19 protein-coding genes are annotated in these 21,584 nt (G+C 63.3%); 14 read left to right on the top strand and 5 right to left on the bottom strand.

From position 1 onward, the window contains the following. The first annotated feature begins 5 nt into the window (after window positions 1-5). Window positions 6-671, top strand: coding sequence for a hypothetical protein (locus tag DUT91_RS03675; RefSeq protein WP_114439053.1), 666 nt, complete (start codon window positions 6-8; stop codon window positions 669-671). Window positions 672-691: 20 nt separating this feature from the next. Here DUT91_RS03675 and DUT91_RS03670 read toward each other — a convergent pair whose 3' ends face one another. Further along, window positions 692-1,153, bottom strand: a complete 462-nt coding sequence (locus DUT91_RS03670; RefSeq protein WP_245419529.1) for a nucleoside deaminase — start codon at window positions 1,151-1,153, stop codon at window positions 692-694. A gap of 83 nt (window positions 1,154-1,236) precedes the next feature. On the opposite strand from DUT91_RS03670, the gene DUT91_RS03665 reads away from it, so the two are divergent. The 5 genes from DUT91_RS03665 (at window position 1,237) to DUT91_RS03645 (ending at window position 7,457) form a co-directional block, all read left to right on the top strand. Continuing rightward, window positions 1,237-3,003 (top strand): pseudouridine synthase, encoded by a 1,767-nt coding sequence (locus DUT91_RS03665; RefSeq protein WP_114439051.1) that lies wholly within the window; start codon window positions 1,237-1,239, stop codon window positions 3,001-3,003. Continuing rightward, the gene (gene rsmD, locus DUT91_RS03660) at window positions 2,984-3,547 is read left to right on the top strand and encodes a 16S rRNA (guanine(966)-N(2))-methyltransferase RsmD (protein ID WP_114439050.1); all 564 of its coding nucleotides are present in this window, start codon (window positions 2,984-2,986) and stop codon (window positions 3,545-3,547) included. Before DUT91_RS03665 ends, rsmD begins: the two co-directional genes overlap by 20 nt. Window positions 3,548-3,614: 67 nt before the next feature. Further along, window positions 3,615-5,210: a M16 family metallopeptidase gene (locus DUT91_RS03655; RefSeq protein ID WP_245419527.1), complete on the top strand. Its 1,596-nt coding sequence runs from the start codon at window positions 3,615-3,617 to the stop codon at window positions 5,208-5,210. Between the two features lie 2 nt (window positions 5,211-5,212). Continuing rightward, window positions 5,213-6,532: a M16 family metallopeptidase gene (locus DUT91_RS03650; RefSeq protein ID WP_114439048.1), complete on the top strand. Its 1,320-nt coding sequence runs from the start codon at window positions 5,213-5,215 to the stop codon at window positions 6,530-6,532. A 43-nt stretch (window positions 6,533-6,575) separates the two neighbouring features. Next, on the top strand, window positions 6,576-7,457 hold the full coding sequence (locus tag DUT91_RS03645) for a patatin-like phospholipase family protein (RefSeq protein ID WP_114439047.1): 882 nt from the start codon (window positions 6,576-6,578) through the stop codon (window positions 7,455-7,457). A gap of 102 nt (window positions 7,458-7,559) precedes the next feature. On the opposite strand, the gene DUT91_RS03640 is transcribed toward DUT91_RS03645, so the two are convergent. After that, window positions 7,560-9,401 (bottom strand): monovalent cation:proton antiporter-2 (CPA2) family protein, encoded by a 1,842-nt coding sequence (locus DUT91_RS03640; protein WP_114439603.1) that lies wholly within the window; start codon window positions 9,399-9,401, stop codon window positions 7,560-7,562. Between the two features lie 185 nt (window positions 9,402-9,586). On the opposite strand from DUT91_RS03640, the gene DUT91_RS03635 reads away from it, so the two are divergent. From DUT91_RS03635 to lpxK, 6 genes are read left to right on the top strand one after another with little or no spacing between them, the layout of a single operon-like run. After that, window positions 9,587-10,930 carry a TldD/PmbA family protein gene (locus DUT91_RS03635; RefSeq protein ID WP_114439046.1) on the top strand — a complete coding sequence of 448 codons (1,344 nt, stop codon included), beginning with the start codon at window positions 9,587-9,589 and terminating at the stop codon, window positions 10,928-10,930. Further along, on the top strand, window positions 10,917-11,738 hold the full coding sequence (locus DUT91_RS03630; protein WP_281032581.1) for a 3'(2'),5'-bisphosphate nucleotidase CysQ: 822 nt from the start codon (window positions 10,917-10,919) through the stop codon (window positions 11,736-11,738). The genes DUT91_RS03635 and DUT91_RS03630 overlap by 14 nt, the downstream gene beginning before the upstream one ends. A 37-nt stretch (window positions 11,739-11,775) precedes the next feature. After that, window positions 11,776-12,045 (top strand): DUF4170 domain-containing protein, encoded by a 270-nt coding sequence (locus DUT91_RS03625; RefSeq protein ID WP_114439045.1) that lies wholly within the window; start codon window positions 11,776-11,778, stop codon window positions 12,043-12,045. 35 nt (window positions 12,046-12,080) lie between these two features. Then, window positions 12,081-12,881, top strand: a complete 801-nt coding sequence (locus tag DUT91_RS03620; RefSeq protein WP_114439044.1) for a lysophospholipid acyltransferase family protein — start codon at window positions 12,081-12,083, stop codon at window positions 12,879-12,881. Further along, window positions 12,878-14,197 carry a lipid IV(A) 3-deoxy-D-manno-octulosonic acid transferase gene (waaA, locus tag DUT91_RS03615; RefSeq protein ID WP_114439043.1) on the top strand — a complete coding sequence of 440 codons (1,320 nt, stop codon included), beginning with the start codon at window positions 12,878-12,880 and terminating at the stop codon, window positions 14,195-14,197. Before DUT91_RS03620 ends, waaA begins: the two co-directional genes overlap by 4 nt. Next, window positions 14,197-15,225, top strand: a complete 1,029-nt coding sequence (lpxK, locus tag DUT91_RS03610) for a tetraacyldisaccharide 4'-kinase (RefSeq protein ID WP_114439042.1) — start codon at window positions 14,197-14,199, stop codon at window positions 15,223-15,225. Before waaA ends, lpxK begins: the two co-directional genes overlap by 1 nt. An 84-nt stretch (window positions 15,226-15,309) precedes the next feature. Here lpxK and DUT91_RS03605 read toward each other — a convergent pair whose 3' ends face one another. From DUT91_RS03605 to queF, 3 genes are all read right to left on the bottom strand, one after another. Further along, window positions 15,310-15,543, bottom strand: coding sequence for a DUF2093 domain-containing protein (locus DUT91_RS03605; RefSeq protein WP_114439041.1), 234 nt, complete (start codon window positions 15,541-15,543; stop codon window positions 15,310-15,312). Between the two features lie 69 nt (window positions 15,544-15,612). Beyond that, window positions 15,613-17,487, bottom strand: coding sequence for a DNA mismatch repair endonuclease MutL (mutL, locus tag DUT91_RS03600; RefSeq protein ID WP_114439040.1), 1,875 nt, complete (start codon window positions 17,485-17,487; stop codon window positions 15,613-15,615). A gap of 262 nt (window positions 17,488-17,749) precedes the next feature. Beyond that, a complete protein-coding gene (gene queF / locus DUT91_RS03595; RefSeq protein ID WP_114439039.1) occupies window positions 17,750-18,211 on the bottom strand; it encodes a preQ(1) synthase in 462 nt (153 codons plus the stop codon). 107 nt (window positions 18,212-18,318) lie between these two features. On the opposite strand from queF, the gene DUT91_RS03590 reads away from it, so the two are divergent. Next, window positions 18,319-20,364, top strand: a complete 2,046-nt coding sequence (locus tag DUT91_RS03590; protein WP_114439038.1) for an NADH:flavin oxidoreductase — start codon at window positions 18,319-18,321, stop codon at window positions 20,362-20,364. A 122-nt stretch (window positions 20,365-20,486) separates the two neighbouring features. After that, entirely contained in the window at window positions 20,487-20,993 is a 507-nt protein-coding gene (locus tag DUT91_RS03585; RefSeq protein ID WP_114439037.1) for a DUF1993 domain-containing protein, read from the top strand. The last annotated feature ends 591 nt before the right edge of the window (window positions 20,994-21,584 follow it).

Raw genomic sequence — 21,584 nt, 5'->3', positions numbered from 1 at the left:
CGATAATGAAGATTAATGGGCAGTTTCTGATTTTCGGGGCAATGTTCGCCGGTTTTGGGCTTTCTGGCTGTGTTTCCTCTCCGACCTACGGCACTGACAAGACGGCCGGCGTTCAGCTTTTTGACGACGTGTCCAATATTGCCTCATTGGGTGCGAGCAAGGGCCAGCGGATAGAGTACAAGCCGCGTCCCGAACTCGTGAAGCCCGCCGGGCGCGTCACGGCCCTGCCGCCGCCGCAGGAGAGCGTGGATCACGCAGGCAATCCGAACTGGCCGGAATCGCCCGAGGCGCGCCGCAAGCGTCTGCGTGACGAGGCGACGGCCAATCAGGACAATCCGAGCTACGTTTCCCCGATCGCCAGTGACGGGCCTGTCTCGACATCCTCCTCGTCGCGCAACCTCGCTTCGGCCAACAGCCGCGCCGCCGACCGCGCATCGCGCGGCAGCAATCTGTCGGCAGCGGAATCGGCGGAGATCATCCGTCGCCGTCAGCTCGCAAAGACCGGCTCGCCCACGACCCGACGCTATCTGAGCGAACCGCCGCTGGACTACAGGCAGGCAGCCGGCACAGCGCCGGTGGGCGATCTTGGCGAGGATGAGGCTCGGAAGGAACGCGAGCGCAAGGCTGCGGCGCGCGGCTCCAAGAGCTGGCGCGATTATGTCCCCTGGTAAGGCGGCGAAGCGCTTTGCAATCAGAGACGCTTCGTTCTAAAAAAATTCTTTAGGAGCGCTTGCGCTTCTTTCTCGGCAAAGCCCGTATAGACTTCGGGCGCGTGATGGCAGGTCGGCTGCGCATAGAAGCGGGCGCCGTTTTCCACGCCACCGCCTTTGACGTCGGAAGCACCGTAGTAGAGGCGTCTGATGCGCGCAAACGAAATGGCCGCCGCGCACATGGCGCAGGGTTCGAGCGTCACATAGAGATCGCAGCCGGTGAGCCTTTCGTCGCCGAGCACTGTGCATGCCGCGCGGATGACAAGGATTTCCGCATGCGCCGTGGGATCGTTCATCTCGCGCGTCCGGTTGCCGGCGCGGGCGAGCATTTCGCCGTTGCGGACGACGACTGCTCCGACCGGAACCTCGCCCCGCGCCGCAGCCGCCCGCGCTTCTTCGAGCGCGACGTCCATCGGGGCCGGGGTTGAAACGCCTCTTTCCATCGCGGTGATATCCTTTCCGGGAATTTTCGCTCGCATGAACGTAGTTGATTTGTTAGTTACCGCCGCTGAAAGGCAAACACCAGATGACCAGCGACAATGACGAGGGCGGCAGCCCGAAACGCCCTTTTGCCAAGCGCCCGTTCGACAAGTCGGTACGGCCAAAGCGGCCCGGCGACAGCCCGTACCCGGACAAGCGCAAACCCTTTAGCAGTGACAAGCGCCCGGCAAAGGCCGGATCGCGTGTGCCTGACGCGGAAACGGCCCCTGAAGAAGGCGAACGCATAGCCAAGCGGCTGGCGCGCGCCGGCATCGCCTCGCGCCGCGAGGCCGAAACCATGATCGCCGCGGGCCGCATATCGGTCAATGGAAAGGTCTTGGCAAGCCCCGCCATCAACGTGATGCGCGCCGACCGCATCGAGGTCGATGGCAAGCCGTTGCGCCAGACAGAGCGTACGCGGCTATGGCTCTATCACAAGCCTGCCGGGCTGGTGACGACCAACCGCGATCCCGAGGGACGTCCGACTGTGTTCGAGGCGCTGCCGAAGGACATGCCGCGCGTTCTCTCCGTCGGGCGCCTCGATATCAACACCGAAGGCCTGCTGCTTCTCACCAATGACGGCGGATTGTCACGCATCCTGGAACTGCCCTCGACAGGCTGGCTCCGGCGCTACCGCGTCCGCGCGCACGGCAAGGTTACGCAGGAACAGCTCGACGGCTTGAAGAACGGCATCGCCGTCGATGGTGTGTTCTACGGCTCCGTCGAAGCTTCGCTGGAGCGTGAGCAGGGCTCGAATGTCTGGATTTCGGTCGGCTTGCGCGAAGGCAAGAACCGTGAGGTCAAGAATGTACTGGGCGCGCTCGGGCTTACCGTCAGCCGCCTCATCCGCATCTCCTTCGGACCCTTTCAGCTGGGCGATCTGGAAGAGGGTGCGGTTCGCGAGATACGCGGACGCACGCTGCGCGACCAGTTGGGCGAAAAGCTGATCGAGGAATCCGGCGCGGATTTCGATGCGCCCATCCTGAACGAGTTCTCGAACATGGCCGTGCAGGGCGAAGTGGCGCCGCCGGAAGTCCGTGAACGCCCCGCTCGCCGTTCGCCGGAATGGATTTCCAGCAGTCCAGGCGGTGCCGGCAAGGCGAGGGGCCCGCGCCGCTCCAAGGATGAAAAGCGCGACGATGCACTGTCGCGATTGAGCACCAGCCCAGCGCCCCGCTCTCCTGGGCCGGGGCGTGGTCCGGCAAAGGCTGCCCCCGCAAAGGGTAAAGCAAAGGAACGCGAAGCCGAGCCGCTTCAGCGCAAGTCCCGTGGCGCCAATGTCTGGATGGCTCCGGGCGCAAGGCCGCAGGGCAAGAAATCCGGTCATGAGGAAAGCGCCGAAAGGCCGCGCCGCGAGGAAAAGCCATTTCGCGCAAGATCCGCTTCCGCACCGGCAGAGCGGGTGAGGGAAGGCGAGGGAAGGCCTCCGCGCAGGGAGCGCCCCGAAAGATCGCAAAACGAGAGACCTCAAAACGAAAGATCGCAGAACGACAGACCATCGCAAGGCGAGCGCCCCGCGCGTCCGCCGCGTGTCGGCAAGCGTGAGCGGGCCGAAGCCCGCGAAAGAGACGAACGTGGCGGTGCAGGTCAGGCCCCTGGCGCACGCTCCTTCGGCGACAAGCGTCCAGCGCGCCCCGACGACAAGCGGCCGCGCGCAAACGTCCCCGGCAGGCCGGGCGGCAGCGGCCCCAGAAATGACGGCCCCAGAAATGATGGACCCAGAAATGATGGGCCAAAGGGACCACGCGGCGATCGTCCTGGAGGTGGCCCAAAAGGTGGACCAAGAGGTGGAAATGCGGATCGTCGGCGGTAGGCTCCGCGGGCGAACGCTCGCTACGCCATCGTCGAATGCGATCCGTCCGACCTCCGATCGCACCCGCGAAAGCCTTTTCAATATCCTGTCGCACCGCTTTCCCGAAAAGCTGGAGGGCGGCCGCGTGCTCGATCTCTTCGCGGGAACCGGCGCGCTTGGCCTCGAAGCCATGTCGCGCGGCGCGCGCGCGTGCCTCTTCGTCGAGGAATCGGTGGAGGGACGTGGATTGCTGCGCGAGAACATCGAGGCGTTCGGTCTTCAGGGCCAGACCAAGATATTCAGGCGCGACGCCTGCAATCTGGGCGCGATAGGCAGCATCGAACCCTTCGATCTCGTCTTTGCCGACCCTCCTTACGGCAAGGGCTTGGGAGAAAAGGCTTTTGTTTCCGTTCTGGAGGGCGGTTGGCTTAATCCTGACGCACTTTTGGTGCTTGAGGAGGAGGTGGATGCCGCGCTCGCGCTCGATGATCGGCTCGCGGTTCACGACGAACGCAACTATGGCGGGACCGTTATCCGTTTGATCGGGCTGCGCGAACCGTCTTGACACATGGGGCGGATCGACGCCGTATGGTGGGATTCGCAGTGCCATTCAGTTCAAAGGACGCCTTTCTGTGCCGAGCTTCACGATCCGTCATCTGCTGCTTTCGACCATAACGGCCGCCGCCTTCTGCGCATCGCCGATTTCCCCTGCCGGTGCGCAAACGACCGCTCCGGCGCCGCAACCTCCAGAGGCACAAGCTCCTTCCGGCCAGCCTCCCGCCTCGCAGCCGTCTGTCAAGACGACGCCGTCCCACAATGCCGCCCAGGAGGCCGTGGCCCGGCCGCAGATCGTCACCAAGGAGGGCGTCAGCGATTTCAAGCTTGCGAACGGGCTGGAGGTCGTGGTCATCCCGGATCACCGCGCCCCCGTTGTCACGCAGATGCTCTGGTATCATGTCGGTTCCGCCGATGAACTGCCGGGAAAATCCGGCATCGCACATTTCCTCGAGCATCTGATGTTCAAGGGCACCAAGACTCATCCGGCGGGTGAGTTTTCCAACAAGATCTCCGAGATCGGCGGCCAGGAAAACGCCTTCACCTCCTATGACTACACCGCCTATTACCAGCAGGTCTCACCGCAGGCGCTGGAGATGGTGATGACCTATGAGGCGGACCGGATGGAAAATCTGGTCCTGACTGAAGATGTGGTGAATACCGAGCGCGACGTCATCCTCGAGGAGCGCCGCATGCGTGTCGATGGCGATCCCGGCGCGATCCTGGCCGAGGAGGCCAACACAGCGCTTTTCCTCAACAGTCCCTACCGTGTCCCGGTCATCGGCTGGATGCAGGAGATGCAGAAGTTGAGCCTGAAGGATGCGACCGACTTCTACCAGCGCTTTTATACGCCGAACAATGCGACGCTGGTGATCTCCGGCGATGTCGATCCCCAGACGGTGCTGGCGCTGGCCGAAAAGACCTATGGCAAGGTTCCGCGCCGCGCCGATCCGGGGCCGCGCATCCGCCCGCAGGAGCCGGAACAGCGCACCAGACGCACGGCGACGCTCAACGATGCGCGTGTCTCGCAGCCGAGCTTCCGCAAGATGTGGGTGGTACCCTCCTACCAGAACGCGAAGCCGGGAGATGCAGAGGCGCTGGATATTCTCAGTGAAATTCTCGGCGGATCGATACGCAGCCGCCTCTATCAGGAACTGGTCGTCAAGCAGGGCATTGCTTCGGTGGCCGGTGCCGATTATTCCGGTGACGCGCTCGATGACGGCATCTTCTCCGTTTATGGCGCGCCGCGCGGGGATGCCACGCTTGATCAGGTCGAGACGGCGGTAAAAGCCGAGATCGCCCGTGTTATCAAGGATGGCGTGACCGAAACGGAACTGCTGCAGGCGCGCAACCGCTTCCTCAAGAGCGTCATTTTCTCCCATGACAACCAGATGGGCATGGCGCGCATCTATGGCTCGACGCTCGCTGTCGGAGGAACCGTCCAGGAAGTTCAGGATTGGCCGGAGCATATCCGTGCGGTGACGAAGGAACAGGTCAAGGATGTCGCCACCCGTTATCTCGTAGAGGCGCGCTCGGTGACGAGCTATCTGCTGCCGCCGGCAGTAGAGCCTGAGAGCGCGCAGTCGAACGAGCCAAATGAGCAGCAAGGCGGTCAACAGATCGTGCCGCAGCCGGGAACATCGAAGGGCGGAACAGAGGGAGTGGTGAAGTGAAGATGTCAGGAGTTTCCCTCTATCATCAAGGCCGTGCTTTTGTCGGCGCCCTGCTGGTTGCCCTGTTTTTCGTCCTCCCGGCCCGCGCCGTCACCATCCAGGAAGTGGTGTCGCCCAAGGGCGTCCGGGCCTGGCTGGTGCAAGATGATTTCGTGCCGCTGATCTCGATCCGTTTTGCCTTCAAGGGTGGTTTTACGCAGGACCCTGCCGGCAAGGAGGGCCTCGGCAATCTGATGACCGGGCTGTTTGACGAAGGCGCGGGAGATCTTCCGTCCGATGCCTATCAGGAACGGCTCGACAATGTCGGAGCCGAGATGAGCTTTTCGGAAACCTCGGACGATATCGGCGGTTCCATGCGCATGCTTTCTGAAAACCGCGACGCCGCGTTCGATCTCCTGGCGCTCGCCGTCAACAAGCCGCGCTTCGACCAGCAACCCATCGACCGCATTCGCCAGCAGATCATCGCGAACATCAAGGCATCCGAACGGGACCCGAGCACCATCGCCTCGCAGAAATTCGCTGAAGTGCTTTATGGCAGCCATCCCTATGCCCGTCGCGAGCAAGGCACGGAACAGTCGCTGATGGCCGTCACGCGCGAAGATCTGCAGGCCTATCACCGCAAGGTGTTCGCCCGCGACAATCTCACCATCGGCGTCGTCGGCGCGATCAGCCCGCAGGAACTCGCGCCCCTGCTCGACAAGGTGTTTGCCGCCCTGCCTGAGAAGGCCGAACTGACGCCCGTTCCCGATGCCAAACTGGCGCTCGGCGCCACCACAAGCGTCAGCTACAAGCTGCCGCAGACCTCGATTGCTCTCGTCTATCCCGGTGTGGCGCGTAAGGATCCCGATTTCTTCGCCGCCCATCTGATGAACCACATCCTGGGCGGCGGCTTCTCCTCGCGCCTTTACAAGGAAGTACGCGAAAAGCGCGGTCTGGCCTATTCCGTGAGTTCGTCGCTGATCAATCGCGACCACGCCTCGGCCCTGATGATATCCACGGCCACTCGTCCGGATCGGGCGCAGGAGACGCTGAAGATCATTCGCGACGAGGTGAGCCGCATGGCCAGCGATGGCCCGACGAATGAGGAACTGGCGGCGGCCAAGAGCTATGTGATCGGCTCCTATGCGATCAACAATCTTGATACGTCCAATGGCATCGCGCAGACGCTGGTGGCGCTGCAGCAGGAGGGATTGGGCCGCGATTATATCGACAAGCGGGCCAGTCTCATCGATGCCGTTACGATGGATCAGGTAAAAGCGGTGGCGAAGAAGCTGCTGCAGGCGAATCCGGCAATCCTCATGGTTGGCCCCGCGCAGATGTAGCATTTGCCAGCCGCCAAATGCGGTGAAGCGAGGAGATGACGCGTTGACGGCAGCATCCACAGGCGAACGCGTTGCAAGGCCGGGTCCATCCGTCGCGGTGGCTTTCGGCGGCGGCGGTGCGCGCGGCATCGCGCATGTCAATGTTATCGAGGCCTTGGACGAAATGGGCATTCGCCCCGTGGCCATCTCGGGCTCGTCCATCGGCGCCATCATGGGCGCGGGCATGGCCGCCGGCATGAGCGGCAGGGAAATTCGCGCCTATTGCAACGAGACGCTCGCCAACCGCGCCCAGGTCGCCGGCCGCATGTGGAAGATGCGCCCGACAAGCATCTCGGAGATCCTGGCCGGTGGCATCCGCTTCACCCAGTTCAACATCGAGAAAATTCTCAAGGCATTCCTGCCCGAGCGCCTGCCCACCACGTTCGAGGAGCTTGAGATACCGCTTGCCGTCACCGCGACGGATTTCTACGGCCAGCAGGAAGTGATCATCGAAAGCGGCGATCTCATCTCGGCAATAGCAGCATCGGCCGCCATTCCAGCCCTGTTCCGGCCGATCCGCCGCGACGGGCGGATATTGATCGACGGCGGCATCTACAATCCCGTGCCGTTCGAACTCCTGGAGGAGAAGGCGGATATCGTCATCGCCATCGATGTCGTCGGCGGGCCGGTCGGCGACGATGACAAGATGCCGTCCTCCATCGACGCCATGTTCGGCGCGTCGCAACTGATGATGCAGTCGATCATCGCCACCAAGCTCAAGCGCACGCGGCCTGTCATCTTCCTGCGCCCGCAGGTATCCCGCTTCGGCGTCCTCGATTTCATGCGCGTCGCGCCGATCCTGCGCGAAAGCGTCGGGGTCAAGGACGAGCTGAAACACGCATTGGACGCGGCTCTAACCTTTTCCGAAAGCCGCCGGAGCGCCTGATAGCCGGCAGAGCGGTTCTTGTTTTGATTGAACGCTAGGCACCCCCCTGCGCGGCAGGGCAGAGGGGCGCGCTGTCCCGTGTTCCAATCCATATGAAAATCTCTACTCCGCCGGTTCCGTCTCCGCCAGGTTGGTTCCCCCGGCAGGCGCCAGCGTTTCCTCGGTGATCTTGTCGAGCGGCTTTGCTTCGCGGGTCGGCTTCGTCAACGGCTCTGGCGTGACCGGCTTGTTGAACAGCAAATGGCGTCCGGCAAGGATGCCTTCGGTTGCCTGTACGCGGAGCCGGTCCTCGTCGCGCCTGCGCACATCTTCGGTGATCTCGCCGGCGAGGTCTTCGCTGATGCCGAGTTCCTCCAATGTCTTGCGCCCGAACAGAAGTCCCGATTCAAATGTTTCGCGCAACTCGTAATCGACCTGCTTGGCGCGCAATTGCAATGTGTGCTCGCGGTCGTAGGAGCGCACGAAAAGTTTCGTGTCGGGGAATTCCGATTGGATCAAATCGATGATCCGATTGGTGACGTCCTTTTTCTGCGTGCAGACGGCGACGATCTTCGCCCGCCTTATCCCGGAGGCTTCGAGCACGTCCTTGCGCGTGCCGTCGCCGAAATAGATGCGGAAGCCGAATTTGCTGGCGGCCCGGATGCGGTTGGCCGATGTGTCGATGACGGTGACGTCGATGCCGCCGGCGAGCAGGATCTGCGCCGCGATCTGGCCATAGCGCGAGAAGCCGATCATCAGCACATCGGCGCCCGCGCCGTCGAAATCCTCTTCCAGCACTTCCTCCCTGTCGCCGGCGAGAAGGCGATTGCCCAGCGCCACGGAAAGCGGCGTCAGCGCCATGGAAATGGTAACCACGGCGACGAGTTCCGAGGCGAGCGAACTGCTGAGGATCGCGGCAGCCGATGCGGCGGAAAACAGCACGAAGGCGAATTCGCCCCCCTGCGGCAGCAGGAATGCCACGCGAATCGCATCGTCATGGCTGGAACGGAAGACGCGGCAAAGCACGTAGATGATCGCGATCTTTACGGCCATGAGCACGGGCACGGCCAGGAGAATGGCCAGCCAGTTCTCCATGATGACGGTGAGATTGAGCGACAGGCCGACGGCGACGAAGAAAAGGCCGAGCAGGATGCCGCGAAACGGCTCGATATCGGCTTCAAGTTCATGGCGATAGGACGATTCGGCGAGGAGAACGCCGGCGATGAAGGCGCCCATGGCCATGGAAAGTCCCGCAAACTGCATCAGCGTCGCGGAGCCGACGACCACGAAAAGAGCAGCCGCGATCATCACCTCGCGCGTGCCGGTGTTGGCGATGATGCGGAACATCGGGTTCAGGAGATAACGCCCGGCGACGATCAGCGCCACGATGCCGATGATGGCGGTGGCGAACTGGTATTCACCGGACGTCTGCGAGACACCATGCGGGGAAAGGGCGGGAATCAGCGCCAGGATGGGCACGATGGCGAGATCCTGGAAAAGCAGGATGGAGAAGGCCCGCTGGCCATGCTTCTGGTTGGTCTCCGCCCGGTCCTCCAGCACTTGCATCGCAAAGGCGGTGGAGGAGAGCGCAAGCCCGAAGCCGATGATGATGGCAGCCTCAAGGGCTATGCCGGCGACATAGAAGGTGAGGGCGGAGAGGGCGATCCCCGTCAGCAGGACCTGGGCGAGGCCAAGGCCGAAGATTGAATGCCGCAGCGCCCACAGCCGCGACGGCTTCAGCTCGAGCCCGATGATGAACAGGAGGAAAACGACCCCAAGCTCGGAAAAATGCAGGAAATTCTCCCCATCGCTGATCAGCCGCGCGACTGGCCCGATGACGATGCCCGCCGCGAGATAGCCGAGAACAGTGCCGAGCCCCAGCTTCTTGAACAGCGGCGCGGCGATGATCGCGCCACCGAGGAGCATCAGCGATTGGAGATAGAGATTTCCGCCTTCCGCGACCATTGCCTGACCTTGATGAGCCGCCTCGATGGGCAGCTTGATGAACTTGATGGGAAAGGTTTCTCGGCAACCGCCTTGATGCACCCAATTTTGCACCATATAGGAAGATTATGGACTGATTTCAGTTTTGTCTCGAATAATCATTCCGATCAGATCCTCATTCTCGGCACGGCCCGAACCGGATTATCATGAACGCTCCGACAGACTCCAGACAATTGGTCGACAAGGCCGCCTCCCTCGTCGAAGCCGCGCGCCGCGCCGGTGCCGATGCGGCCGATGCGGTGGTCATTCGCGCTCATTCGACGAATGTGACCGTCCGGCTCGGTAAGGTCGAGGGAACGGAAGCCTCCGAAAGCGATGAATTTTCGTTGAGGGTTTTCGTCGGCAAGCGCATCGCCAGCGTTTCTGCCAATGGCGATGGCGACCCCGCAAGGCTCGCAGAGCGCGCTGTCGCCATGGCGAAAGTCTCTCCCGAGGACCCCTATGAAGGCCTGGCTTCGAATGGCCTGCTCGTCGGCAAGCCGCGTGACCTTGACCTGTTCGATCCGACGGTGGTCGACGCCGCCAGATTGACCTCCGACGCCTTCGCGGCGGAGGAAGCGGCCCTTGCGGTCGCAGGCGTCACCAATTCCGGCGGAGCGTCGGCCTGGGCCGGGCTGGGCGGTCTGGTCCTGGTCACGTCGGCCGGTTTCGAGGGGCATTATGCCGTGACGCGTTTCGGCGTCTCGGCCAGCGCCATTGCCGGAACCGGCACGGCGATGGAGCGAGACTATGAATTCACGTCGCGCCTGCATTTTTCCGAGCTGGACGACGCAGCCGCCATAGGCCGCAGCGCAGGTGAGCGCGCGGTGCGCCGCCTCGGCGCGCGCAAGGCGAAGACCGGCCCCGTCAACATCGTCTTCGATCCCCGCGTGGCGCGGAGTATTGCCGGGCATCTGGCCGGCGCTATCAACGGCGCCTCGGTCGCCCGCAAGACCAGCTTCCTCAAGGATTCCATGGGCAAGCAGATCCTCAAGGCAGGCATTCACGTCACGGATGATCCGCTGCGCATGCGCGGCACCTCTTCGCGGCCCTTCGACGGCGAAGGCATCGAGGGGCAAAAGCTCGCCATGGTGGAGGACGGTGTGCTCAAGCATTGGTTCCTCTCCTCCTCGACCGCTAAGGAACTTGGCCTTGAGACGAACGGGCGCGGCGTCCGCTCGGGTTCAACGGTCGTTCCAGCTTCCACCAATTTCGCCATCGAGCCCGGCGAGGCGTCGCCGGAAGACCTGATCCGCGGCATCGGCACCGGGTTTTATGTGACGGAGGTCTTCGGCCAGGGTGTCGATATGGTGACCGGGCAATATAGCCGTGGCGCCTCGGGTTTCTGGATCGAGAACGGCGAGCTGAGTTATCCGGTGAGCGAGGTGACCATTGCCTCCAACCTGAAAGACATGTTCCTCAATTTGACGCCCGCAAACGATATCGACCGCAATTTCGGCACGGCCGCACCGACACTGGCGATAGAAGGCATGACCCTTGCCGGAAGCTGAGAGCAGAGCCGATGTTCCCGCAACGCCTGAAGCCGATCTGGCGCTGATCCGCTCGGTGGCTGAAGAGGCGGGCCGCATCGCCATGCGATTTTTCGGTCGCGATCCGGAAGTCTGGATGAAGGAAGGCCAGTCGCCGGTAAGCGAGGCCGACATGGCGGTCGATGCGTTTTTGAAAGAAGCGCTTTTGACCGCGCGCCCCGGCTATGGCTGGATTTCAGAGGAAACGGTGGATGATCGCGCCGTCCTGGCGCGCCGCCGTGTGTTCGTCGTCGATCCCATTGACGGCACCCGCGCCTTCATCGCCGGTCAGGATATGTGGTGCGTCAGCATCGGCATTGTCGAGGACGGCAGGCCGTTGGCCGGCGTGCTGGATTGTCCGGCGCGCGGCGAGGCGATCGAGGCGAGCCTTGGCACAGGCGCGCGCCAGAACGGGCGCGATATCAGGGTTGTCGATCTGGCAAGCCAGGACCGGCTGAAGATCGCCATGGCGCGCTCGGCCCTGGCGCTTCTGCCGGAGGATTTCCGCAATCGCGTCGAGACCTATCCCTATGTGCCGTCGCTGGCCTATCGTCTCGCCATGGTGGCGCGTGGCGAAATCGCCGGAACCTTCGTGCGGCCCAATTCCCATGACTGGGATCTCGCCGCCGCCGATCTTATATTGGCGGAAGCCGGAGGCGCGGTTGTCACCGCGGATGCCGAACGGCTGCGTTACGGGGGCCCGACCCGCAAGCACGGCACGCTTGTCGCGGCAAGCGGCCAATTGCTCGACGATATGTTGGGTGTTGTGGCGCAAACGACGTTCGGCTAATCATTCGGCACGTTTTACTCGGTTTGGGAAATTGATCATGAGCGCAGGCGGCGAAGGCAAGAAACAGCTTCTTCATCTGGTTTTCGGCGGAGAACTGAAGAATTTAACCGGCTTGGAGTTCCGCGATCTGAACGATCTCGATATTGTCGGCATCTATCCGGACTACGAATCGGCAAAAGTCGCATGGAAGGCAAAGGCCCAGCAGACCGTCGATAACGCCCATATGCGTTATTTCATCGTGCATCTGCACAGACTGCTCGATCCGGCCACAGCGGCCAGCGCGATCGCATCAGGGAAGGTAGACTGACGGTCCCCGGGATTGTCAGCGGGTCCAGAGGAAGCATGGCAGAAAACGTGGATACCGCGCCTTCGGAGCCGCGAAAGGCCGGGCCTCGAAAGGATAGCGCGGTCAAAAATATCTGGCGCAGCATTCGCGGGCCGCTGGCACGTTCGGCGGTGGTGACGACGGCGCTGGTATGGCTGATCTCCGCCTATTTGAAATTTGTCCATGCCACCAATCCTCGCATCGAGGGTTCCAAGGATCCCAGCGACCTCAAGCGCGATTACAGTCCTCTCATCGTCACCTGCTGGCATGGCCAGCACCTGATGGCGCCGTTCCTGCGCCCCGACGGGCTGGAACTCGTCGCCATGTTCTCGCGCAGTGCCGATGCCGAGCTCAACGCCCGGGTGGCGGAGCGGCTGGGGCTTGAGACCGTGCGGGGCTCCGGCGGACGCGGCTCGCGCAGCCGCATCGAGAAAGGCGGCGCGCGGGCGCTTCTGGCGTTGAAGAACGCCTTGAAACAGGGCAAGTCTACAGCCATCATCGCCGATATCGCCCATGGCAAGGCGCGTGAGGCGGGGCAGGGCGTCATTCTCCTGGGCAAGCTGTCCGGCCGTCCCATTGTGCCGATAGGCTACGCCTTCTCGCGCCGCAAGATTCTGGAAAAAACCTGGGACAAAACCGCCATACCGCTGCCCTTCGGTCGGTCGGTTGTGGTTTCATGCGAGCCGGTTCTCGTGCCGGAGGATGCAGATGAAGCCATGCTGGAGGCAAAGCGCGTGGAACTGACCGAGAAACTCAATACGGTTACGGCTGACGCTTATGCCCGTCTGGAGCAAATTGCCGGGAGGCAAGTGGCATGAGCGAGAAATGGGCCCGGACGATCCTCACCGCCTATCGCTGGGGCGGGGCCGCCGTCTATCCCGTCGTCGGCGCCTATGTCGCGTTTCGCGTGTCGCGCGGCAAGGAAGACCATGCCCGCCGCCGGGAGCGCTACGGCAAGGCCAGCATCCCGCGGCCGGATGGCCCGCTGGTCTGGGTTCATGCGGCAAGCGTCGGCGAAACCTCGGCGGTGATCCCGCTGATCGAGCGCATCGTCGCGATGGGCATCCATGTCGTGCTGACCACGGGCACCGTGACCTCGGCCAAGCTCGTCGCCGAGCGTTTGCAGGACCGGGTGATCCATCAATATGTTCCACTCGACCTCAAACCGGCGGTCAACAAGTTCCTGACCCATTGGCGCCCGGATCTCGCGGTGATCTGCGAATCCGAAATCTGGCCCATGACCATCCTGGAACTCGGCGCCCGCCGGGTGCCGCAGGTGCTGGTCAATGGAAGGCTGTCCGACCGCTCCTTTGCCGCATGGAAGAAACGCGCTTCGCTGGCGGAGGCGCTGTTTGAAAATCTTGCGCTAGTGGTGGCGCAGTCGGAGGTGGATGGCGAACGTTTCCGCACGCTCGGCGCCCGTCCGGTGGTCGTCTCAGGCAATCTGAAGGTCGACGCCATTGTCCCGCCCGCCGATGTTTCCGTGGTTGCAGCCTACCGGGATCAGATCGGCGAGCGCGGTACATGGGCGGCTATCTCCACGCATCAGGGCGAGGAGGAGATCGCGGTCGAGGTTCATGACATGCTGAAGACCCGGCACAAGAATCTCCTGACGATCATCGTGCCGCGCCATCCAGACCGCGTCGCAGCGCTCGAGACGATGATGGTCGCACGCGGCCTCAAGGTGGCGTTGCGCAGCCGCAATGACCCGATTACGCCGGAAACCAATATTCTCCTCGGCGACACGATCGGTGAGATGGGGCTTTATCTGCGACTGACCGAGATCGCCTTTGTCGGCCGCTCGCTGACCGGCGAGGGCGGTCAGAACCCGCTGGAGCCGGCCATGCTCGGCACCGCCATTCTTGCAGGGCGCAACGTCCAGAATTTCCGCGATTCCTACCAGCGGCTCATCAAGAATGGCGGTGCAAAGCTGGTGCGCGACCGCGATATGCTGGCTGGCGCGGTCAACTTCCTCTTCAACAACGAGGCGCAGCGCCGTGAAATGATCGCCGCTGCCGCCCGGACCGTCGAGGATATGCGCGGCTCGCTCGAGCGCACATTGGTTGCTCTCGAACCCTTTATCCAGCCCCTGGTGGTCCAGGCGCAGTTGACGGGACCGCAGGGGTCGCGCTGATGGCAAGCGAGGCACCTCCATTCTGGTGGGAAAAGCCGGACTGGCGTGCCTTCGCACTCTCTCCGCTCTCAGCCCTTTATGGTGCTGTCGCCCGGCGCAGGCTGGTGCGGGGGACGCCGCCCAAAGTGCCGCTGCCGGTTCTCTGCATCGGCAATTTCACGGTGGGCGGCGCCGGCAAGACGCCGACGGCCATAGCCTTTGCCAAAGCAGCGCAAGCAAAGGGGCTGAAGCCGGGCATCGTCTCGCGCGGCTATGGCGGCGGGTTCTCCGGTGTTCATCTCGTCGATCCCGATCATGACACTGCCAGACATACCGGCGACGAACCTCTGCTTCTCGCCCGCCATGCCCCGGTCGCGGTCTCGCCTGATCGGGTCGCCGCGGCCAGACTGCTGATCGCAGAGGGATGCGATTTCCTCATCATGGATGACGGCTTCCAGAGCGCGAGGCTGCATATCGATTATGCGCTCATCGTGCTGGATTCGAGCCGCGGCATCGGCAATGGCCGGATCATACCGGCAGGACCGCTGCGCGCGCCGCTGATCGACCAATTGCGGAAGGCTGATGCGCTCCTCAAGATCGGCACGGGCAGCGGAGCGGACAAGGTGATCCGGCAGGCCGCGCGCGCTGCAAAGCCGATCCACGGGGCGCGGCTCGTCCCCAGTTCCAAAAGCGCGATTTCCGGCAAACGCTTCCTCGCCTTCGCCGGCATCGGCAATCCGGAGAAGTTTTTCGCAAGCCTCAGCGAAATGGGCGGCGCGCCGGTCCTGACCCGCAGCTTTCCCGACCACCACCCCTATACCCCGGATGACATCACCGAACTGATGCAGACCGCCGCCGCCGCCGACCTTAATCTGGTCACTACGGCCAAGGACCATGTCCGCCTCGCCACGGCACTCGGCACGCCCCCGCAATTCCTGGAAAAGCTCGGTGTGATCGATGTCGAACTGGCCTTCGATCAGCCTGATATCGCAGGACGGATCATCGATGCGGCACAGGAGCGCTATCGTCAGCGGCGGATAAAGGGGTGATCGGCCGCGTTACGCCAGCATTCCACATCTCCGCTCCCTCAGCGGCACAGAACGGCTTCAAGTCGGAAACCCATCAAACAGGATCTAGCCCTTGCGGCTGCGCAGTTCCGGATTGCACTCCAACTCGCGCTGGTAGGAAACCATGCCGTTGGCATAAGGCTCCTGCCGCGTGACGCTCCAGTATTTCAGTTCGTCCAGCGGGATCTGTTCGCCCGTGACGGCGCAGACGACATAGGCGCCGGGGCTCAAAACCTGAAAGTCGCCATCGAGATAGCGCAGCCGCGCTTCCTGAGAACGTGGACCTTCAAATCTGTTCATGGTTCTTCCTGTCTTGTTCTTTCGGTTAAAAGCGCCACAAAAGCTGCGACGGGTCAAGCCGTCCGCTGTCTATCTGCGCCCGAACAGGCGCTCGATATCGGCCAGTTTCAGCTCGATATAGGTCGGACGCCCGTGATTGCACGTGCCGGAGCCCGGCGTCGCCTCCATCTGGCGCAAAAGCGCGTTCATTTCCTCCGGCTTCAGGCGGCGTCCGGCGCGCACCGAGCCATGGCAGGCCATGGTCGCGGCGACATGATCCAGCATGGCCTTGAGCCCGTCCGATGTATCGTGCTCGGCGATTTCATCGGCGAGGTCTCGGATGAGAAGCTGCACGTCGATCTCACCCAGCATGGCCGGCGTCTCGCGCACCGCCACCGCGCCCGGCCCGAAGCGCTCGACGCCCAGGCCGAAGCGCGCGAGCGTCTCGGCGTGGCTGGCGAGCCGCTCGGCATCCTCCTCCGGCAAATCGACGATCTCGGGGATGAGCAGCATCTGCGCGGGCAGGGGCCGGGCGTGCAGCGCGGTCTTCAGCGCCTCATAGACCAGCCGCTCATGCGCCGCATGCTGGTCGACGATCACCAGGCTGTCGTCGGTCTGCGCCACGATGTAATTGGCGTGGATCTGCGCCCGCGCAGCACCGAGCGGTGCGGCGATGAGCTCCGCCGGCGCATCTTCTACCGTCGCCCGCGCATCGGCGCTGGGCGTGGTCACCCCTTCGAAGGTCGCCTGTTCGTTTTCCGCAAAGCCCATATCCATATCGAGCGGCCGATAGGGCGCGGTGGCCGGCGACCATTCGGAGCGCGGTCTTGGCGCGGTCGTCGTCCAGCTGCCCGCCTGATAGGCCGGCGCGCGATAAGCGGCCGCGGGGCGCTCAGGGGCCTGTCTCGCGCCGAACCCTTCGGCACGGAAGGCCTGCATCATCGCCTCTGCCCCGCTTGTCGCCGCCCGGATGCCGGATTGCGAAAGCGCCTGCCTGATGGCGCCGACGATCAGCCCGCGCACCAGGCCCGGATCGCGGAAGCGCACATCCGCCTTTGCGGGATGCACGTTGACATCCACCAGCGCCGGATCGAGCGTCAGGAACAGCACCGCCACGGCATGGCGGTCGCGGGCGATCACATCGGCATAGGCCCCGCGGATCGCGCCCCATATCTGCTTGTCGCGCACCGGCCGCCCGTTGACATAGGCGAACTGGTGAAGGCTGTTGGCGCGGTTGAAGGAGGGTATGCCGGCAAAACCGGCAAGCCGCACGCCGTCTCGTTCCGCATCGATGGCGATGGCGTTCTCCGGAAACTCCTTGCCGAGCACCTGCGCGATACGCTCCAGCATCCCGTCGCTGCCCGCACCCGTCGCCGGCAGTTCGAGCGGCGTGCGGTCGCTGCCCGCGAGCGAAAAGCGGATATGCGGAAAAGCAATGGCCACCCGTTTGACGATATCGCCCACCGCCATCGCCTCGGCGCGGTCGGTCTTCATGAATTTCAGCCGCGCAGGCGTGGCGAAGAAGAGGTCGCGCACTTCGGCGATCGTGCCCTGGTTGAGCGCCGCCGGGCGCGGCCCCTCCATGCGTCCGCCGGAAACAGTGATCTCGAACCCGGATTCGGCGTCGGCCACGCGCGATTTCAGCGACAGCCGCGACACCGAGCCGATGGAGGGCAGCGCCTCGCCGCGAAAGCCGAGCGCGCGGATATCGTGCACGTCGTCGGTAAGCTTCGATGTGCAATGGCGCGACACCGCCAGCGCCAGTTCGCCCGCCGGAATGCCTGAACCATTGTCGGTGACGCGGATCAGCGTCTTGCCGCCGCCCGCCGTCACCACCTCGACGCGCGATGCTCCCGCATCGATGGCGTTTTCGACGAGTTCCTTCACGACACTGGCCGGCCGCTCGATGACCTCGCCTGCCGCAATCTGGTTGATGATGGTTTCGCTTAAATGCCGGATCGTCATGGGACTATATAAGCGGATTCGCTACAGCATGGTCCCGAAAAGTTGCAGACTTTTCGGATAAGACCATGCGGCTAACAGGAACATGGTCCCGAAAAGTTGCAGACTTTTCGGATAAGACCATGCGGCTAACAGGAAGATGGTCCCGAAAAGTTGCAGACTTTTCGGATAAGATCGGCTTGGTGTCGCGCGCGACAAAGCGGCGATGCCGGACGCATGCTATTGATGATGGCAAATGCAGTCCGGCAGCGCCCATCTCCCCAGATCATCCCCGGCCGCGATAGGGCGGAACGCCGGTATCCGGAAGCCATGCGCCCTCCGGCGGTGTGCCGGTCTGCCAGAAGACGTCGATCGGGATGCCGCCGCGCGGATACCAGTAGCCGCCGATGCGCAGCCAGAGCGGCTTTGTCGCCTCGACGATCCGCCGCCCGATCTCGATCGTGCAATCCTCGTGGAATGCGCCATGGTTGCGGAACGAGAAGAGGAACATCTTCAGCGATTTCGATTCCACCAGCCGGGCATCCGGCGCATAGTCGATGACGATATGCGCGAAGTCTGGCTGTCCGGTCATCGGGCAGAGCGAGGTGAATTCGGGGCAGGTGAAGCGCACGATCGCCGGCGGCCCGTCGCGGCGGGTGTAGGGTACGGTTTCGAGCACGGCTTCCTCGGGCGAGGCCGCTATGTCGGTCTTGGCTCCCAGCTGGGTCAGTCCTTGGACATCGGTCACAGCTTTACTCCTTTCAAAGAGTGTTCAAAGCATTTCCAGCAAAAGTGCAAAGCGGTTTTGCGTTCGGAAAATGCGCAATAACAAATAGAGATCAGATTGGAACCGCAATGGCATCGAATGACCCGCTTCTGCAACCCTTCCAGCTGAAACATCTCACGCTGAAGAACCGCATCATGTCGACGAGCCATGAGCCGGCCTATTCCGAGGACGGCATGCCGAAGGACCGCTACCGCCTCTACCATGTCGAAAAGGCGAGGGGAGGCATGGCGCTGACCATGACGGCGGGCTCCGCCGTCGTCTCGCGGGACTCCCCGCCAGCCTTCGGCAATCTCCTCGCCTATAAGGATGAGATTGTGCCCTGGATGAGGCAACTCGCCGATGGCTGCCACGAGCATGATTGCGCGGTGATGATCCAGCTCACCCATCTCGGCCGGCGCACAGGTGGCTGGAACAAGGCCGACTGGCTCCCCGTGCTGGCCCCTTCACCGGTCCGCGAGCCGGCGCACCGCACCTTTCCGAAGGAGATGGAGGATTGGGATATCGAGCGCGTCATCGCCGATTATGCCTCCGCCGCCCAGCGCATGAAGGAAGCCGGCCTCGACGGCATCGAGTTCGAAGCCTATGGCCATCTCATCGACGGTTTCTGGTCGCCCGCCACCAACCACCGCACCGACGAATATAACGGCTCGCTCGACAACCGCCTGCGCTTCACCTGGAGCGTGATCGACGCGGTGCGCGACGCCGTCGGCGCGGATTTCCTGGTGGGCGTCCGCATGGTGGCCGATGAGGACTGGGAGAAGGGGCTGTCGCGCGAGGAGGGCGTGGAGATCGCCCGCCGCCTCGCCGCATCCGGCAAGGTCGATTTCCTCAACATCATCCGCGGCCATATCGATACCGATGCGGCGCTGAACGAGGTGATCCCCATTCAGGGCATGCGCGCCTCGCCGCATCTCGATTTTGCCGGCGAGATCCGCGCGGCGACGAAATTCCCCGTCTTCCACGCCGCCCGCATCGGCGATGTCGCCACCGCGCGCCATGCCATCGCCGAGGGCAAGCTCGACATGGTCGGCATGACCCGCGCCCATATCGCCGATCCGCATATCGTCCGCAAGATCATGGCCGGCGAGGAACACCGCATCCGCCCCTGCGTCGGCGCCACCTATTGCCTCGACCGCATCTATGAGGGCGGCGAGGCGCTGTGCATCCACAATGCCGCGACGGGCCGCGAGGCGACCATCCCCCACATCATCCGCAAGGCCGAGGACGGCGCAAAAACCGTCGCAATCGTCGGCGCGGGGCCGGCGGGGCTGGAGGCGGCGCGCGTCGCCGCCGAGCGCGGCCACAGGGTTAGCGTCTTCGAGGCGGCGTCGCAGGCGGGCGGACAGGTGCGGCTCGCCGCGCAGAACCCGCGCCGCCGCGAGATGATCGGCATCATCGACTGGCGGCTCGCCGAACTCGAAAGGCTGGGCGTGCCGCTCACCTACGACACATGGGCCGAAGCGGACCACATATTGGCGCTCGAGCCCGATATCGTGGTGATCGCCACCGGCGGCCTGCCGCAGAACCCGCCGCTGGACGAGGGCGACCACCTCGTGACGTCGAGCTGGGACATCCTCGCGGGCAGCGCCAAGCCGGGCGACAGCGTGCTCTTCTATGACGACCATGGCGGCCATCAGGGCATGAGCGCGGCGGAAATGATCGCCCATGCCGGCGTGAAACTCGAACTCGTCAGCCCCGAGCGCTTCTTCGCGCCCGAGATGGGCGGCATGAACCATGCGCCCTATATGCGCGCCTTTCAGGAGCATGGCGTGCGCGTGACGATCAATACCCGGCTCGCCGCCGTCAGGCGCGAGGGCAACCGGCTGGTAGCGGTGCTGCGCTCCGATTTCGCCAGGGACTATGAGGAGGAGCGCCTTGTCGACCAGGTGGTGGTCGAGCACGGCACGCTGCCCATCGACGATCTCTATGCCGCGCTGAAACCCCTGTCGCGCAATGGCGGAGCGGTCGATTACGACAAACTCGTCCATGGCGGCGCGATCTTCCCGCGTCGCCGGGAGGGCACGTTCGATCTCGTCCGCATCGGCGATGCCGTCCACGCCCGCAACATCCATGCCGCCATCTATGACGGCATCCGCTATGCCTTGCGGTTCTGAGGGACGCCGGGCAAAGCGGGACGGGTGAGGAATGCCGGTGAAGTGATCGCAAATCATTTGACCCGTCCCATGCGCGGTCTATGGTCAGCGCCATCGATCCTCAACGATGTCAAAGGAAATCCATGCCCCTGTCGCTCTATGACGTCACCGTGCCCGCCTTCCTGCGGGGCTTCGCCAACCTCACCGAAATCCTCGAAAAGGGCCGCGCATTCGCCGACGAGAAAGGCATGCCGCATGCCGAACTGCTCGAAGCGCGCCTCTTCCCCGACATGGCCCCGCTCACCTCGCAGATCCAGCGCGCCAGCGACACCGCCAAATTCGCCGCCGTCCGCGTCGGCCAGGTCGAGACTGTCTCGATGGAGGACAACGAGGCGAGCTTCGACGATCTGCAGGCGCGCATCGCCGCGACGGTCACCTTCCTCAAGGCGGTTCCCGCCCATTCGATGGACGGACGCGAGGCTGCCGAAGTGGAGCTTAAGACCGGCCAGGGATCGAAGACCTTTACCGCGAGAGACTACGTCCTCGGCTTCGCCATTCCTAATTTCTACTTCCACGTCACCACCGCCTACGACATCCTGCGCCACAAGGGCGTGCCGATCGGCAAGCTGGATTATATCGGGCGGGTGTGAGGCCGCTTCGGCGGGGAGGGAGATTCTATCCCCTCCGCCTCGGCGCTGCGGCCTGAAATCTCACCCCCCTCTGCCCTGCCGGGCATCTCCCCCACAAGGAGGGAGATTGGCTGACATAAGCTCGGCATTCAATCTTCAACGTCTGTGGATTAGTACCGAACCTCAATGAAGGTGTAATCTCCCTCCTTGTGGGGGAGATGGCCGGCAGGCCAGAGGGGGGTGACACCACGCCCGCTTTCCGCGTCTGGCCATTGAGAAAGAACGCCCCAAGTCAGGGCCCATAATCCTGGGATGGGAAGACGGGCGGTCATGCGAACGCTCGTATGAAATAGTTTGACTGCGGTCACAGGACCGCCCGTCCGGCGATTTCTGTCTCCACCCCTTCCGATCACGGAAAAGCCGGCGGCATCGCACGCGGGTCTGTCACCCCCGCATCTGATATCCGCCGCTCTCCCGCTTCGACAGTGAGCGTCCGGCGAAAGCATTTCCGCTTGGTCGAGCCGCCGAAGCTATAGGACGCGCTTCACCTCATCTGCCATGACGCGCTCGATCATCTCGAGGTCGCATTGTTCATCGACGAGGAACTGGCGG

Origin of the sequence: Paramesorhizobium salinisoli (assembly GCF_003335045.1) — a bacterium.
Lineage (GTDB): Bacteria > Pseudomonadota > Alphaproteobacteria > Rhizobiales > Rhizobiaceae > Paramesorhizobium > Paramesorhizobium salinisoli.
This window is presented reverse-complemented; position numbering and strand designations above follow the sequence as displayed.